The organism is Legionella santicrucis (assembly GCF_001468135.1).
Taxonomy (GTDB): domain Bacteria; phylum Pseudomonadota; class Gammaproteobacteria; order Legionellales; family Legionellaceae; genus Legionella; species Legionella santicrucis.
On the sequence record NZ_LNYU01000021.1, the window covers coordinates 17,385 to 34,028 of the forward strand.

Genomic DNA, 16,644 nt, shown 5'->3' on the forward strand with positions numbered 1-16,644 from the left:
TATTATAGCTCTTGAATTAGGGACATTACCTAGTTGTTTTAAGATTTTATATAGCGCCGCCCACTAAGTTCTATTCATCGTTGTATGCTTTCTCGGCTCAGTTATGTACTTGAGTACACTCCTTTGGCGCCTTGTCTAGAACTTAGTGGAGGATGCTGTATTCTTAGGCGAGAGTTATTTTTTTTCTGCGCCTAAGTTTTCTGATATGTCTCCCACCAAACTAATATCTAATGGATTAATTGAATAACTACGTATTTTAGATGAGAAATCAAATTTGGTTAAATCAACCCATATTAAGTTGGGTGTTATAGTGGAATTGAAAAAAAACATTTTATTTTTTAAATCGGCAATTGTTACCCAGCGAGTAGGCCATGCATCTTCTGTTTTATTTCCAGAATTATCAACTGCTCCAAACGGTACCATAACGGTACGGATGATTGAAAATACACCAGCAATTGCGTCCTGATTATTTATTGCATTAGGTAAAGAGTGTAAGTAGTATGATGCTCTAACAAAACGACTCAAGGGATCAGGAGTTCCTGGGATGGGTAGATTCCCACCAAATGAACGATATTTTTTTAGATTATTGAGTTGAATGTTGTAAGCCGGCTCGTTGGTCATTACGCGATAATTATGGCCATGATAAACCTTCATTTTTCCTTCAATATACTCAATAACTGCGGAATCTCCATTTGCATCTTCAATTGCTAAATGAAGTGGCCAGGTTTTTCCATGCAATTCTGTTGCAACAATTTGAAATTTATCGATCGCTTGAAGGGCATCATTTACGGTTTTAAAATTATCAAGAGCATACTGAGCCCAGAGTAAATTGGAAAGAGAGGGTTTATTATTATCAGTTTTAGGGTATTGTGTGTGTGATAAATACAAAAGATGGGCCGCAAGACCTTCTTCATTCATGCCATCTGAAGCAGCATTAGAATTAAAAGCTGTAACAACAATGCTCCCATATTTAGATTTCCATTTTAGCGAGTTATCCCCAGTATTACTATAACGATCTATATTTCTAGAATAAATGACTAAAGAGGGCATGTCAGAAATATATAAATCCATAGTGCGTGCCACTGTAGGACTGATTCCATTATTATTCGAAAATACTGTGGAACAACAGTAGCCATTTGATATTAAGAGAACAACTAATAAAAAGACGTTTTCTATCTTTAATTTAAGTGCCATGCCAAAATCCTTTTGAAATCATTGTAGTTTGATTAATTCATTTTAACTATAACAAGAGTTTTTAAAGTCTGAAAAGATTATTCTCGAAATTATAAATTAAATTTTATTATATAGCTTCATCCACTAAGTTCTAGGTAAGGCGGCAAGTAAAGTGAGGTGAAGAAGTGTACAAAAGCACATGACTGAGCCAAACGAGCTTGCAATGATGTATGAACTTAGAGAGTAGTGCTATAGAATTGCACATTGAGTTTACGTGTTTAGGGGCGAATATCTAAAGTTTCTAAATGATTATTTTTTTGGTAAACATGATTGCACAAAAAGTCGAGTTTGCTCACATGGAAAATAACCTTGATTTGAAATTTTTATAAAAATTTGATCACAACATTCTATTAGTTTCTTGAAGTCCTGTGTTTTAGTTCCTTGACTTAAAAGAAACGCAGCAGTTTCTCGAAACAAAGTTAAGCTGGACGTGAGTTTTTGAGCATCAAGTGCTCCTCCCATTAATATTGTGATAGGCGTTTTGGCAAGTTGTTGTAAGACCAAGTGAGTCATTTCGTAATAATTTTTAAACAGTTCTTTATTTTGTATAAACTTACAAGCCTCATTTAGATCTGCTATGCCAAAATATTTAGCAGTTGAACTGTATCCAAGGGTAACTAGTTGAGGAAAAATATACCAGATCCAATGACTCTGTTTTTTACCTGCTTTGATTTCACCATAAGCGCTTTGGTAGGAAGGATAAAAATCTTTACCTTGTTGTGCTTCGATGAAACGTTGAATAGGATGCATCCGAATTATCCTTAAGGTTCTGAATGTTTCTTATATCATTATTAATAGTAAAGGCGGGATTATAGAGCAAGTAAAATAATTTTTTAGATAAGGCAAAAATTGAATTTATTCCCCAAGGCCTTAGGACTTGGGGGAAGAAAAAATTAGTAGATTAAAATTCGCCGTAGTTCTGCTTCTTGTAAACGGGTAGCAAATGATTGATCAGATTCTTTTGCTGCAGCTTTTGCATTATCAATTGCATTAACATTGATTTTACTCTTAATTGGAGTAGTAAAGAAACGTTGATTTTTCGTTGCATCGAAGAGATTATCGAGATGTTTTTTATAGTTTTCTTCTGGAGTGTCGATAACTCGTGTTGTTTTTAAGGGATGAGCCCATGTTTCATGAACGATTTTTGGGGGAGCTAATTCTGTTTGCTCAGCAACTCGCTTGACAGAAATTTCCCTGGGTTTAGGTTCAAATAACCGCCCAACAGTGGTAGTCCAATGCGCATTGCCTTCATTATTTAAGGTAATGGTGGGATAATCAGGGTTAGGGGTACCATTAACTTGACCAGTAACGTGGAAATTTATTTTTAGTCTTTCTGCAACTCCATTTAAATCACTATGCGTGGCCCATCTTCCTCTTTGCTTAATTTGTTCAATTCCGTTTAAGATAACAGAATGAGAATTTCTATCATTAATGGACAGTACATCAATTAACAGCACTTCTTTAACATAGGTATTTTCAATTTTTTGTGCTTTATCAAAGGGTTGCCCTCTAAGCATTGGTCGAAGTGAACGAGCGGTATTTTGTGCTAATTGCAACACTTCAGGAGATAATGCTAATTCATTATACTGACTTATCTGCTCTAAACTGCTATCTCTGCTTAAATAAAATTGTACTAGCTCCATAAATTTACCATAGACAATTGAACCTTCAATTTTAGTTTGTTCTTCATTTGATGTTAATTCTATATATATTCGGTTGAGCAGATCTTCTTTATTAACATTAACCGTAATATTTCTTAAAGACATCTGTAGTGCAATTAATTGATCTTTTTTGTAATTGTAAGGTAAGCACGCTAACCAATCTAAATCAATCGCTAGGATGTCTTGCAGATTCATGCCAAGACCCTCTTTTTTCCAGCGATTAAAAGTTTTACTATTGCCATTAGAATAATATTCTTGTTGAATTACATCGATTAAACCTATTGCGAAAGCATAAAATCCACAATCACCACCACCAGGATTATTTATTCTAAAAGACATATTTATATTCACTCTGTAGTTATATGGACCCAATTATAAGATAAAAATATTAAGTAATTATTATGTTTAGGGAGATGTTGTGGTTATCGAGTTGGCAAAGTGAATTTTTAATGCCCTCTTTCTTTTATCCATGTGCTAATTTCAGTCCGACTTTCTTCAATAACTTGAAGAACTTGTTGGTATAATTTCTCTAATAATTCATGTTGGCCATTTTGCCAACTACGCTCAAGATATTGGCAAGCTATTTTCATACGTATGGCGCCAACATATATAGCACCTCCTTTAATTTTATGAGCAAATTTTTGGACTTCTTCCCAATCACCTTGGGCATGTGCTTTTTTTAGCATAGAACTGTCTTCAGTTAATGAATATTCAAGCATTAGTTTGAGCATGTCATAAAGTGTTTTTTCTGTACCAGTAGTTTTAATTCCTTCTTTAATGTCGAATATTGGAAATGCTGAAAGTTCAAAAAGCTGTGTTTCTGGGTTAGGTATATCAGCGATTTCGAGCTGGGGAGCCTGTATCGCAGGAATAAAGGTATTCAAAATATCACGACAATTTTGGGGAGTTAATGGTTTACTGATGACAGCGTTCATGCCTGATTCAATGCATCTTTGTTTGTTTTCATCGCCTACATGGGCTGTTAGGGCAATGATTGGTGTATGAAGATTATTCGCAATTTCTTGTACACGAATATGATGAGTTACCTGGTAACCATCCATATCAGGTAAACCTATATCCATAAATATCAAATCATATTTATTTTGTCTCCAATAGGTTAAAGCAGATTGTCCATCAATAGCTATATCTACATGACAGTTGCACTGATTTAGGAATGTTTTGGCTACAATTTGTGCGATTGGATTATCCTCAACCACTAAGATCCGGTATTGAAACAATGTTGCGATAGCATCTGATTGATTGGTATTGCGCTCTGTTTTTTGTTTTAGATTTGTTTTTCTTAGGGCAGAAAAATCTTGGTCAACGCCAGTATCATCTTCTAAAAGAGCTACTTTTAATGGGATGATACAAGTGAATATTGTTCCTTTTGAAACAGTACTTTTTACATAAATTTCTCCATCTAATTCATCAACAAACTGTTTGATCACCGAGAGACCAAGACCAGCGCCTTTGTAGATTCCTTTATAAGAAGGAGTGAGTCTTTTGAATTGAAGAAAGATTTCTTGTTGTTTGTCTTGTGGAATACCTATGCCGGTGTCTTCTACTATAAACTTCAGAATGACTTCACGATCTTCTTGTTTTGCAAGTATCGCTGTTAATTTTACAAAACCTGAATCAGTAAAATTTAACGAATTGGTAAGTAGCTCAAGTATAATTCGATGGATACGAATGTTATCACCAATGAGATATTTAGGAATATTTTTATCAAAATCAAGTGATAAATTAAGATGCTTAGAAAATGCTTTAGCCTTATTTAAATCAATCACATGTAGTAATATTTTTTGTAATTCAAATTTTCTTTTCACCCTAGGTATTTCACCTGAGCTTACATGGATCGCTTCGAGGACTTCATCCATAAAATCAAGTAAAGCATGGCTGGAGGCTACTAGATTATCTGCATATTCTTTGAGGCGAGGATTATGAGCCTCTGCCTTAATGATATTGGAGAATCCAACAATACCAGTTAGTGGGGTACGAATATCATGGCGCATATTTTCAAGAAACTCTGTCTTGGCGCGATTTGCTGTTTCAGCTTTTTCTTTAGCAATATTAAGTTCTGCTTCGATTTTTTTTCGCTCAGTAATGTCAACGGACATCCCTAATACACCTATGATTTCACCATTTTTATTGCGTATTGGTGATTTATGACTTAAGAAAATGGCATCTTTACCCTTTACCTGAATTATTTCTTCAATCACTTCTGTTTCTCCAGTTTCCATAATTTGGCGATCATTTTTGCGAATCAATTCAGCTTGTTCTTTTCCCCATGGTAAATCGAAGTCAGTTTTGCCAATAACTTCATAGCTGAATTGCAATCCAGCGCTTTGGGCTTGGAGATTATTACATCCTTGATAAACCCCATTTTTATCTTTCCAATAAACATGGCCCGGCATATGCGCAATAATGTTTTCTAATGTGGATTGAGTCTTTTCTTGGTTTGAAAGAAGGCGTTCTTCGCGTTGTTTTCGATGAGTAATATTTAAAGAGACGCCAATAATACCTATGACATTTCCCTGATCGTCTCTTAGCGGAGTTTTTTTAGTTAATACAGTCACTTGCTGCCCATCAGCTAATGTTGCCGTTTCTTCAAGTTCTAAAGAAGAATTCAGCGCCATTACCCTTAAGTCATTATTGCGTATTGTTTCAGCGGACTCCACCCATGGCATATCGAAATCTGTTTTACCGATTACTGATTTCATTCCTACCATTTCCAGCATCGTATCATTGCATCCTAAATATTTTCCTTCTTTATCCTTCCAATAAACACTACCAGGAAGTGCTTTGATAATATTGGTGAGAATTAATGCATTTGCTTCAACAGATAGGAACCCTGTAGACATTTGGTGATAAACAGTTTTGTCTTTAGTTTTTTCTGCCATATGTAATTCTCATTGTTATTTTTTAAGTTATAGACCTATTATTGTACATCTACAAGGTAGAATTTTTATTTATCAAAGTGAATTGATATGATTCATTTTAATAAGCAAAAATATTGTTTTGAATGTTTATTTATTTAGGTTTTTTAGAGCGACAAGAAGTTGGTGGAGCAAATAAAAGTTAATCTATGCTAGAACGCGAATTATGCTTAGATGATAAGCGATGTTTCCATTTATTGATTCACATTAAAAACCATTGTCTAATATTTTTAGATTTTGCTGTTCGAATTTAATCTGATTTATATATCCAATATCCAGAGTTGCAGCTGTAGACAATTCTCTGCCTATACCCAAAAAGAAACGATTTTCAGATAAAAAGTAAGCTGCACCACTCCAAGTCCGTTTAATGTGTGATCTTTTGGAATGAATTAACCTAATAAAGCGCGAATCAATCTTAATTTAAGTTGATTATAAGGTTTATATTTAATAGGTGGCTCAAACCAAAAAGGTTTTTTCACGATGCTTTTGAAGTGGCTAAAGGTTTTAAAGCCTGCCTCACCATGGTAACTTCCCATACCACTTTCTCCCACTCCGCCAAACGGAAGATTAGAATCACAAATATGCATGAGCACATCATTAATACAACCACCACCAAAAGAAACCTCATGGATGACTTGTGTTGGTAGGTGCTGATTTTTTCCAAAAACATACAGTGCTAAGGGGCGAGGACGTGTTTTTAGTTCTTGAAGAATGGGTTTTAGGTCAGAAAAAGGAATTACCGGTAAAATAGGACCAAAAATTTCTTCTTTCATTATTTCGTCTGTGAAACTTACATCTTTAAGAATAGTTGGTTCAATATAATTTTCTGCTTCAATGACTTGCCCACCTGTATATAATTTTTGTGGGTCTATAAGTTTTTTCAAGCGCTGTACATGTTTTTGATCAATAATTCGTACATAGCTTTCACTCTCAATAGGATTTGGGCCAATAATTTTATTGAGTTGGTTTTTTAGTTCTGCCAATAAAGGATGATAGATTGAGTCCTCAACCAGGAGATAATCAGGAGCGATACATGTTTGACCGGCATTTAAAAATTTGCCCCAAACAATGCGTTGCGCGGAAATTTTTAGATCTGCATCACGAAAAACAATACATGGGCTTTTTCCACCTAATTCGAGCGTTACAGGCGTTAAGTGTTCTGCAGCGGCTTTAGCAACGATTTTTCCTACAGTAGTGCTTCCAGTAAAAAATAATTTATCAAAACGATGACTGAGGAGCTCTTGAGTGACTTCAACCCCACCCTCTACTACATGAAGATATGCAGGATCAAAATTTTGATTAATTATTTGCGCTATTAGAGAAGAGGAGTTTTTTGTTAATTCACTGGGTTTAATAATACTGGTATTTCCTGCAGCTATTGCTGCAACTAAAGGGCTCAAAGTAAGCTGATAGGGGTAATTCCATGCTCCAATGATTAATGTGGTTCCATAAGGCTCAGGAAGGATAAAACTTTTTCCAGGTTGATTTACTAATCCTGTTCTTATTTTTTTTGGTTTTGACCATTTGGTGACATATTTAATGGCTTTATCAATTTCATGATAAATCAATGCAAGTTCAGTCAAATAGATTTCAAATTGAGATTTTTTCATATCCGCATAAAGAGCTTGATAAAGTTCCTGTTCCTTTTGCTTTAGAATATCTTTTAACTTTTGTAGTTGCTGCTGTCGGAAAAGAATCTTTTTAGCTTGCCCTGCCATAGCGAATTTTTTCTGTGCTTCAACAACTGTATGAATATCCATAAATAGCCGCCAGGGTAAAAGTAATTATTGTTGGAGTAAAAATATTATTTTATGCAAATAAGAAATGTTTGGCCATAGGTAATATCCTCTACCTGAGTCATTAGAATGGAAAATCATAGAAGGCTCCTTGCATCACTATAAACTTTATTTTATTGTCGCGATACAAGAGCACTGTTTTTAGTCTAGTTTCATTAAAATCTGACTGCTTTTTGAGTACAAAATTTCTTCTTGTATTTCTGTGATTTTTTTTTAAGTATACTTTTTCTTTAGTTCCTTTTTTTTCACATAATTTTTTCTCATCGGGTCTCATTCTTAATAAGAGCTGAATGTATTCATCTGTAGCTGTCTGAGTTTCATCAGAGAATGTGTCCGACAATGTTCCGGTTGTTACCAGATCAATTAAGACAGGATTTATTGATTTTTGTTTTAGAAAAGAGTGCTGTGAAAAACATGACGTGCTTTTGGGCTCAGCTTTTTCTTTAAGATCTCTTAAAACATTTTGCATCATTGTAAGAAAAATAGTTAATCCTTCAATAGGATTAATTTCACCAATAGAGGCGCGACGTATAATTTCTAGGCATTGAGGTCTGCAGGTATTTTCTAACACATCATCGAGATCATTGACAAATGAAGGTAATTCCACAGTAGAGTTTAAATTATCCAGAAGGTGGGTATTTGACAACAAACTTTTGAGTTTTTCTCCAGTTTCTTTGTTTTGATAGATAATATTGTCAAGTAATGAAGGAGTGAAGCTGCTATGACATGCTTCTGTGATACATCCATCATCGATTGTTCGACCTTTACCATATTGTAATGTAGTTTGTGTATATGTTGGGAAAAAAGAAGTTTTATAATAAGCAATTAAAGTGTAGAAAAATAAATCAACCCGTCGATTCGCATGCTCAATGATTGATGCTTTTGAGAGTGCAAGAAGTTCATCTGGATTGTTTTGTTTGGTAACTAATTGGTCATTTGAATAAGATAATGAAAGCGCGGCGCTTTGGTTGTTGTTGTAACTGAATCTATTACGTTTTTTATGTGGAAATTGTTTGCGTTCTTCTTTTTTTAATTTTTCAAAAAAACTTGAACCGGGTATTTTTGTAGCAGGGCTCAAAGATATTTTTTTCTTGGTTCGATGAGTGGGTAACAAAATATTTTCGCTTGCTGAAAGGGTTGATTGGGAAAAAGTTCGAGAGGATAAAAATGGTTGAGTGCTGTTTTTGGTTATAAGTTCCTTATTTATTGTAAGAAATCGCTTCATCTTAGGCCCCTCCTAAAAATTGTCATGGTGTCATAATCATTGTCTAAGTGCTTCAATAATAATCATTGCATAAAGCATTGTAATTTGACAAGAGTTCTTATTTTTTTAAGAAAAAAGATGATGTAGAGAACGAAAATAGGAGTAGCAGTGATACATATCATTTCAATAGGCCAACAAGAGAGAGGGATTAGAGGAGTTCCTTTTTATAATGGCGAGTAATTCGATGAATTTTTATTGCTCATGATTGTTCCATGTCAATAGAATTAATTTTTTTAATAATTGTGCGTCATGAGGCGCAATTACTTTTTCATCATTATCAAAATAGCAAAAAATTTTTTTAACTAATTTGTTCCAAACTTTAAATTTATGCACATAATTTAAAAGTGATTCTTCTTTATAATGGCCTGAATATGGTTGGAGATGTGGTCCATGTAAGCGCAAATAGATAAAATCGCTTGTTATAATTTCCGGACATTGAAAGCCCTTATAATCATAAAAACAAAGCGCAATATTATTTTTAAGAAGCAAATCATAAACCCTCTGACATAACCAGCTTTTATTTCTAAACTCAAAAGTAATATGAAAAGATTTAGGTAATTCTTTAATAAACTGATCCAGCCGCTCAAAATCAAGTGGCCAATAGGGCGGCAGTTGAAATAAAACGGGACCTAATTTTTTTTCTAATCCCTCTAGTGTTCTAAATAAATAATGAATCTGATCCTGAACCTCGTCGAGTTTTTTTATATGAGTGATAAAGCGACTGGCTTTACAAGAAAAGATAAAATCTTCAGGGGTATTTTCTCTCCATTTTAGGATGTTCTTGGCGGTAGGCATACGATAAAAACTGTTATTGAGCTCCACTGAGTTAAAAATACTTGCATAATACCCAAGCATATCTTTATCAGGAAGTGAGGGTGGATAAAAAATTTTTTTCCAACCTTGATAAACCCATTCCGAAGTTCCAATATTCACGTAAGACATTCTGATTTCTCTTCGAATCTGCAGCTATTCTCGGTAGGAGATACCCAGCATATTTAACCCTCGTTCAATATCATCAGCTACTGACGGTCTTGATAATAAATATTCGCCGGTGCGTTTTGTTAATTCATCCTGGGCAAAATTAAAGGCTTCTTCCCATTCCTCTTGATTATAATCGCCACGACCTAAGTACATCAATGCTACCAAAGTTGCTTGCTGATCGGGGCGTAAACCATCAATATATTCAACTGTTTCTTGATATACTGGGTCATCTTGATAATCAGCCAAAACGTATAATGAGTCCATTTCTGCAGTTTCTTCAGGGAAAGATACTTCTTCTTTAGCTTGAAATTGCCGTGCTTTATCAAGAAGATCACAAATGGTTTCTGTATCAAGATTCAACATATTTATCTCCATATTCTATATGTTTTAGAATCACAAAATATGTCCGCAAAAAACAGCTATAAAAAGAAGGTGATGCAGCTGTTTACTCTTATGACGATATGTCCTAGGATAAATAAAATATAGTTGATCTAAATCATTTTTGTTATTTTTTAGATGGTATTTTTGTCTGAGATAATAAAAAGGCAACAAAATAATTTTTGATACCCTAAAAATAGGGATCATGATTCACCAAAGTGAAAATTAAATATGTTAAAAAAAAGTTTAGTATTTCTGCTTTGCTTGACCATTTTTTTTCCTTTTACGTTTACCAATGCAACTCCAGAAGCAACAAAGCAAAAGATTGATCAAGTAGTAACCGCCTTTATGCAGAATAATCATGTTCCTGGATTATCGTTAGCCGTACTCAAAGATGGCAAGCCTTTCCTCATTAAAGGATATGGTTATGCCAATATTGCAACAAAATCTCTTGTGGATACACAAACTCTTTTTGGTATTGGTTCGGTTTCTAAAGTGATTACTGCTTTTGCACTTATGACTTTGGTACAAGAAGGAAAAATTAATTTAAATGATTCTATCTTGGACTATGTGCCTAAAGCACCTCAGCAATGGCGAAATGTGACTATTAGACAATTACTGTCGCATTCCAGTGGTATTCCTCAACATCACGGACCTCATTTACCTTGGATAAAAGTATGGAGCGACTTGGCTAAAAAAAATATGCAATTTCAACCTGGAACCGCAATTGCATACAATAATTTCGGTTTTGCAGTGTTGGGACGTGCTATTGAAAATGTAAGTCATCAATCATTAATTGATTATTTGTCACAAACTATTTTTATTCCTTTAGGGATGAATCATACAGGTTTACCTGACTCACTCTTTCCACCAAATTTGGCAACAGGATATCAAGTGAAAGAGGGGAGGATTACTCCCAATCCCAATCAAAAACCATGGCAACAGATGGGAGGTTCGGGGGGAATCGTATCAAATATCAGTGATATGTCAAAATGGGATAATGCCATGTCTGCAGGGAAAATATTAACACCATCCACTTATCGTCAAATGTGGGCACCAGTCTTTTTAAAAAATGGAGAACCTGCGGGTAATCAAAACTGGGCTTGGTCTTTAGGATGGCAAGTATCTTCTATCAATGGCAAGCATCTTGCTTTCAAAAATGGAGCTATACGAGGTTACAGCAGTTGGATAGAGCGACATCTTGATGATCATGTGAGCATCATTATTCTCACAAATACAAATCATGTACCATTAAAACGTCTGGCACAGCGTATTTTCAATCAAGTGATGAATATAAAATAAAATCGCTCACGTTATTTTATTTTATCGTTAGCTTTCTAGATTAGGGAGTACAATATTCGGTTCATTACGGCCTTCTGTTAAAATTCGACGAAAACGAACGGTGTTGTAATCATTCTGGAGAGAGGATGAATTGCTACTCTTAGAGTCTTGGGATGACGAGTCAGTGTTTATCGCTCTTATCGGCGAGTCAGTGAAACTACTTTGAGCATTACTGCACGAATCTGTCTCCGCTTCTGAGGTGATTATCTGCGCACATTGATGCTCAATATACTGTTTAGCCTGTTCTTTAAATTCAGAAATTTTCATTTGCTCAATTTCAGGTAGAGCTGTTTTTAACAATATAATTAATTCATCTAACATTGAATATAATCTTTTACTATCTTTCTCTAAATCTTTTATATTTGGGTCTGTGAGACACTTTAAGATAAAATTATCATTTATCATTAACTCGACCAGCTCTTGCCTAAGTACAGGTCTTTGTTTAATTAAGTCCATAAAATGTGGATCGCGATTAAACACACACAAAGGAGTAATAAGAGGTAAATTTTTATTTTCTGGGTGTGAGGTAAAGAATAAGTTAATTTCCATAAGTGTTTTTAAGATAGCAAGTACTTCCCTATCTTCTTTAAATAATGGAATAGAAGATTGGTGTTTATGATGATGCACTGCTCCTTCCATAATTGATATTATGATTGCGTATGAACGTAGCATATCTTCTATGGTGCCTTTTCGGGTCATGGCGCCGCATTTACTACTGTTTGTTCTTGATTTTTTAAATCCATATAACTCTAAATTTTCCTTGATTCCGCTAATTTGTGTGGTCAAGAACCGACGTAAGTTCTTGCCTCCTTTATGCATTTCTTGAGCAAGTCTCATGTTTCCAGTCACAATCGTAGGTTCAAACATCATTAATAAATGAGGATCCTCTTGTAATATTCCCTTGGGGAAGTGCTTCACATGACCATTTCTTATCATTGGTTCATATCCTTCATATTTGCTTCTAGCAGCAGCTGGTTTATAACCATGTTTTAGTGCGCCAGGTTTTCGGTATTCTCTACTTAGAACTGATGACACAAAATGTATTTGAAAATACTCTGATATCGGAGCCATTTTTTCTTGATATCTTTTTACAAAATGTGGCCCTGCTTCTAAAGCTGCAAATTCAATAACTTTTTTTATGGGTTGGGACAGTTGTTGATATTCAAGAACAGCGGCATTTTCTCTCGCATACAAAGTTTTCAAGTGCATTTCATTTCTAACTTCACTTATTAGAGCATCTAAATGATTTGGGTTCATGCTTAATAATTTAGCTTTATTGGCAGCATCAAGCTCTTTATCCCATTCTTTTGGAGTTAATGTGGTTTGTCCTACCCTTTCTATAGCTTTAGTGATCGCTGCGCAGGATTTGGACTTTAAAATGGTTAAATAGAGTGTTACCTGATCTTGAAATTTTAAACTAATGCGGCTACTAGTACTTTGCACTACCTTATTGATGTGAATCAACATTTCATCGGTAATGGTATCTATTGTTGTTTCAGCCAGCTCTTTTGCAAGCTCTCTTTTAATAGCGTCTAATGATATTTTTCCTGCTGCACCCGTTAGCTCTTCGATAGATTCAGGATTCGCATTTTTTATAACCTGGCTTATAATTTCGCCCACTGCTCCAGCCCCGACAACACCTAAAGCAACTTTTAATAATGCGGTAGCTAATTCTATTTGCGCTTCTTTAGATTTGATGTCTTTTTCAAATTTCTCATTAATATGATTTACAGTGGTAGCTATGGAATGTTGAATTGAATCAAACCCACTAATTAAATTACTATGAGCACTAATTAGTTGCGAGAGTGCAACAGGCATACCAACACTAGCCTCTACATCTTTTTTTATATTTCTTTCTTTTTCTCTTTGACTTATCTCTGTCAATAAATAATTTTTATATTGATTTAACATATTGGTTTGTGTATCTAAAAATGTTTTTGCTGTTTCCTCTGTTTTTCCTGATGTGGTTTTGATTAGGGGTTTTGCCCTTAGTGAATTTAAACTGGTCTCCAGTTCTCCAATAGTACGAAACTGACTTTCCTCCATACCAAAGATTCTACCCAATTGCTTATAATTTTTTATATCAAATTCTTTAATACGATGATGTAGACGTTCAATTTTATCCGCATTAGAGAATTTTTCTTTATGATGTTCAATAATCGTTTGGTTTGACACTTTTTTTCTAGGATTCATAATCTATTCCTAATACACTGATTCATTTCTTATGTTGGGATATCCGAAATCTAACGCAGATTGCATCTACTGAGACTAAAACTGACTTATTTGGATAATTACGGCCTAAAGCTATTTCCTTAATTTAATCATTGTGATTTTAATTTATCCAATTCGTTTTGTTTATATATGATATGAGTATTATTACTAATGTCTGTTTTTTAATAATTTTAAGTATATTTATTAGTGGAAAATAAATGAAATTGATGCAAAAATTGATTTTAAAAAGTATAAGGATAGTCTCGAATTCATCATTCTAAAGATGAATGATTAGAAATCATTTGCAATAAATTTTATTGATTTATCTATTCCAATAACTATAGTTAATATAATACTTACTATTTTGAATGGACGTACGCTAAGGAGGGTATTAATATGAAAAGCTCTAATGAAAATCAAGTATATACACCAAGAGAGCACATAGAAGCTGCTGCTAGTCAATTATTAAAGGAAGGAAAAAAGAAGGCTAATAATCTTTATGAAGAAGGAGTTCATAAGGCAAATGATGTGGAAGAAAGTATTAAAGAGTATTCCGATCATTTATTAAAGAAGATACAAGAAAATCCATTAACTTCTGTTTTGATTGCTGGTGGAATAGGATTTTTATTATCCAAGCTTATGAAAAAATAATGGAAGCTTTCAAACAATTAGAAGCCCTTATTGCAGCAAAAATATCTATTATTAGAACAGTATTGTCTTTATTTCGCCTTGAGGCCAGGTTGGCTGGGCTTAGTGTTTTTCCTTTATTATTGAATATATGCATGCTGTTAGTAATCTTTATTACTGTGTGGTTAACTGCTATGTTTTTATTCGGGTATTTTGTTGCATTGACTTCTAATAATCTTTTTTTAGCTCTTTTTTTAATTTTACTGCTAAATATAGGGCTGTTATTAGGACTGACTAAATACTTATCTTATAATTTAAATAATATGAGTTTTCAAAAAACCAGAGAGTATTTTTCACAACATCAGAGTACTGAGCATGAAAAACTCAAGAAAACAGATAATTGCACAAATTGCTCAGATGGATAAAATTTTGCAATGCCAAAAGAAAGAGCTGGCAGAGCATAAAAAATATTTTGTCCAAAGTAAATTGACTCATTATCACTTGATCATAGTTGTTTTTATTGCTTCTGCATTTTTTATAGGGTGGAAAGCCGAACGAAAGCAATGGGGGAGCAAAGTGATGCAATTAATAGAGGAAGTTGGAACATTAGCCTTTATCAACTATTTCAAAAAAATGTTATTCATTCTCGTAAGTACTGATCAGGATGATGAAGCTAAGTAATCTTTCAAAAAAAATGGAATACGTTCTTCTAACCAGTATCGAATGTTTTGCGCAATAAACCCTACATGTCCTCCATATTGGCTTAACTCTAAAAGAATATCTGATGATAATTCATGAAGTTTTGGAATGACATCAGGGGTCATAAAAGGATCATCTAAAGCATGAATAATTAATGTAGGAGTTGCTATATTCCATAGGTATTGCCTTGAACTTGATTTCTGATAATACTCATTGGCATTTGAAAAACCATTTAATGGTGCCGTGATTTGTTCATCAAACTCATACAGGGTTTTTATAGACACTAATGTTTGTTTAGAAAGAGTCAGCTGATGATTGATGATATTTAATTTTTGTAAAAAAAGATTTCGTAATCTTTCCAATAAGTGGGTTTGATAGACACGAGAAAATCCTTTATTTATTTTTTGAACGACAGTATTTAGTTGAAAAGGCACAGAAACGGCGACAGCTGCATGAATCAAAGATTGATGGCCTGTTTCTCCTAACCATTTGAGCAAAATATTTCCACCTAATGAAATTCCAACTACTGCTTTTTTTGTTGAGGGCTCTCTTAATTTCAATTGACTTAGAACATAAGCAAAATCAGCTGTATCACCTCCATGATAAGAACGAGGCAAACGATTAGGGCCATTTGCGCCACGAAGATTCATTAAAACTGCTCGATAACCAGATTTATTGAAGGCATTAAATAAGCTGGCAACGTAAGCTGAATTTATATTGCCACCTAATCCATGCAGCAGAATAATTAAAGGAGCATGATTATTTAAACTGCTTGTACTCCAGGCTAAATCAATAAAATCGCCATCAGGTAATTCAACACGCTCATAAAAATTGATAGGAACTTGTAATCTATTTGTAAACGTTCGATACAGAGTTTGCCCATGCTGATTTTTAAGCCACTTAGCAGGCTTAAATTCACTATTAATGATCATACTCTGTTTTTTCCGAAAAATTGTATTACTTATTAATAGATAAGTATAAAAGAGTACTAAAAATAAATAAATATGCCTCAAAAGAAGCAAGAGTTTCAATTATATTGTCGTTACTAAAATTTCTTTTTAAATTTCAATATTTTATTTTCAATTTCCTGATTTTTTTCAATATAATTATTATGTTACGATTACTTAACTATTTTTTGATAATCATATTTCAGTGGATAGAGAGAGGTTTTGATGCACGTAAAAGCAGCAGTGGCATTTGAAGTTGGGAAGCCATTAACAATCGAAATGGTTGAATTAGAAGGGCCTAAACAAGGTGAAGTTCTTATTGAAATCAAGGCAACAGGTGTTTGTCATACAGATGCGTTCACTTTATCAGGTACTGATCCAGAAGGTATTTTTCCGACAATTTTAGGACATGAAGGTGCTGGTGTTGTTGTTGATGTTGGTCCTGGTGTGACTTCTCTAAAACCAGGGGATCACGTCATCCCTCTAAGCAGGCCTCATTAAATATCTATAACAAATCAGCATAAGCATCATAATTAAAATTGATTGTTGAAACAGTCCTCCCTTCATGAA

15 protein-coding genes are annotated in these 16,644 nt (G+C 34.0%); 5 read left to right on the forward strand and 10 right to left on the reverse strand.

Annotated elements, in window-relative coordinates; translation table 11 throughout:
- Window positions 1-174: 174 nt before the first annotated feature.
- The 8 genes from Lsan_RS04585 to Lsan_RS04620 form a co-directional block, all read right to left on the reverse strand.
- The gene (locus Lsan_RS04585) at window positions 175-1,194 is read right to left on the reverse strand and encodes a linear amide C-N hydrolase (RefSeq protein WP_058513340.1); all 1,020 of its coding nucleotides are present in this window, start codon (window positions 1,192-1,194) and stop codon (window positions 175-177) included.
- 288 nt (window positions 1,195-1,482) lie between these two features.
- Complete coding sequence (locus Lsan_RS04590) at window positions 1,483-1,983, reverse strand: DUF1810 family protein (protein WP_058513341.1); 501 nt, start codon at window positions 1,981-1,983, stop codon at window positions 1,483-1,485.
- A 143-nt stretch (window positions 1,984-2,126) separates the two neighbouring features.
- The gene (locus Lsan_RS04595; RefSeq protein ID WP_058513342.1) at window positions 2,127-3,233 is read right to left on the reverse strand and encodes a hypothetical protein; all 1,107 of its coding nucleotides are present in this window, start codon (window positions 3,231-3,233) and stop codon (window positions 2,127-2,129) included.
- 107 nt (window positions 3,234-3,340) lie between these two features.
- Window positions 3,341-5,794: a PAS domain-containing sensor histidine kinase gene (locus Lsan_RS04600; protein WP_237762031.1), complete on the reverse strand. Its 2,454-nt coding sequence runs from the start codon at window positions 5,792-5,794 to the stop codon at window positions 3,341-3,343.
- Window positions 5,795-6,219: 425 nt separating this feature from the next.
- The gene (locus Lsan_RS04605) at window positions 6,220-7,590 is read right to left on the reverse strand and encodes an aldehyde dehydrogenase (protein WP_058513343.1); all 1,371 of its coding nucleotides are present in this window, start codon (window positions 7,588-7,590) and stop codon (window positions 6,220-6,222) included.
- A gap of 100 nt (window positions 7,591-7,690) precedes the next feature.
- Window positions 7,691-8,851 carry a hypothetical protein gene (locus Lsan_RS04610; protein ID WP_237762032.1) on the reverse strand — a complete coding sequence of 387 codons (1,161 nt, stop codon included), beginning with the start codon at window positions 8,849-8,851 and terminating at the stop codon, window positions 7,691-7,693.
- Between the two features lie 231 nt (window positions 8,852-9,082).
- Window positions 9,083-9,832 carry a DUF72 domain-containing protein gene (locus Lsan_RS04615; RefSeq protein ID WP_058513344.1) on the reverse strand — a complete coding sequence of 250 codons (750 nt, stop codon included), beginning with the start codon at window positions 9,830-9,832 and terminating at the stop codon, window positions 9,083-9,085.
- A gap of 24 nt (window positions 9,833-9,856) precedes the next feature.
- The gene (locus tag Lsan_RS04620; protein WP_058513345.1) at window positions 9,857-10,234 is read right to left on the reverse strand and encodes a DUF3775 domain-containing protein; all 378 of its coding nucleotides are present in this window, start codon (window positions 10,232-10,234) and stop codon (window positions 9,857-9,859) included.
- Window positions 10,235-10,480: 246 nt separating this feature from the next.
- On the opposite strand from Lsan_RS04620, the gene Lsan_RS04625 reads away from it, so the two are divergent.
- A complete protein-coding gene (locus tag Lsan_RS04625; protein ID WP_058513346.1) occupies window positions 10,481-11,551 on the forward strand; it encodes a serine hydrolase domain-containing protein in 1,071 nt (356 codons plus the stop codon).
- 27 nt (window positions 11,552-11,578) lie between these two features.
- Here Lsan_RS04625 and Lsan_RS04630 read toward each other — a convergent pair whose 3' ends face one another.
- On the reverse strand, window positions 11,579-13,783 hold the full coding sequence (locus Lsan_RS04630; protein WP_058513347.1) for a hypothetical protein: 2,205 nt from the start codon (window positions 13,781-13,783) through the stop codon (window positions 11,579-11,581).
- A 414-nt stretch (window positions 13,784-14,197) separates the two neighbouring features.
- Here Lsan_RS04630 and Lsan_RS04635 point away from each other — a divergent pair, with 414 nt between their 5' ends.
- From Lsan_RS04635 to Lsan_RS04645, 3 genes are read left to right on the forward strand one after another with little or no spacing between them, the layout of a single operon-like run.
- A complete protein-coding gene (locus Lsan_RS04635) occupies window positions 14,198-14,452 on the forward strand; it encodes an ElaB/YgaM/YqjD family protein (RefSeq protein WP_058513348.1) in 255 nt (84 codons plus the stop codon).
- Window positions 14,452-14,853, forward strand: coding sequence for a hypothetical protein (locus Lsan_RS04640; protein WP_058513349.1), 402 nt, complete (start codon window positions 14,452-14,454; stop codon window positions 14,851-14,853). The genes Lsan_RS04635 and Lsan_RS04640 overlap by 1 nt, the downstream gene beginning before the upstream one ends.
- Window positions 14,854-14,857: 4 nt before the next feature.
- A complete protein-coding gene (locus Lsan_RS04645; protein WP_237762033.1) occupies window positions 14,858-15,109 on the forward strand; it encodes a hypothetical protein in 252 nt (83 codons plus the stop codon).
- Here the strand turns inward: Lsan_RS04645 and Lsan_RS04650 are convergent.
- A complete protein-coding gene (locus Lsan_RS04650; RefSeq protein ID WP_058513351.1) occupies window positions 15,088-16,059 on the reverse strand; it encodes a hydrolase in 972 nt (323 codons plus the stop codon). The two genes, Lsan_RS04645 and Lsan_RS04650, sit on opposite strands and share 22 nt — an antisense overlap.
- A gap of 240 nt (window positions 16,060-16,299) precedes the next feature.
- Here Lsan_RS04650 and Lsan_RS04655 point away from each other — a divergent pair, with 240 nt between their 5' ends.
- On the forward strand, window positions 16,300-16,575 hold the full coding sequence (locus Lsan_RS04655; RefSeq protein WP_058513352.1) for an alcohol dehydrogenase catalytic domain-containing protein: 276 nt from the start codon (window positions 16,300-16,302) through the stop codon (window positions 16,573-16,575).
- The last annotated feature ends 69 nt before the right edge of the window (window positions 16,576-16,644 follow it).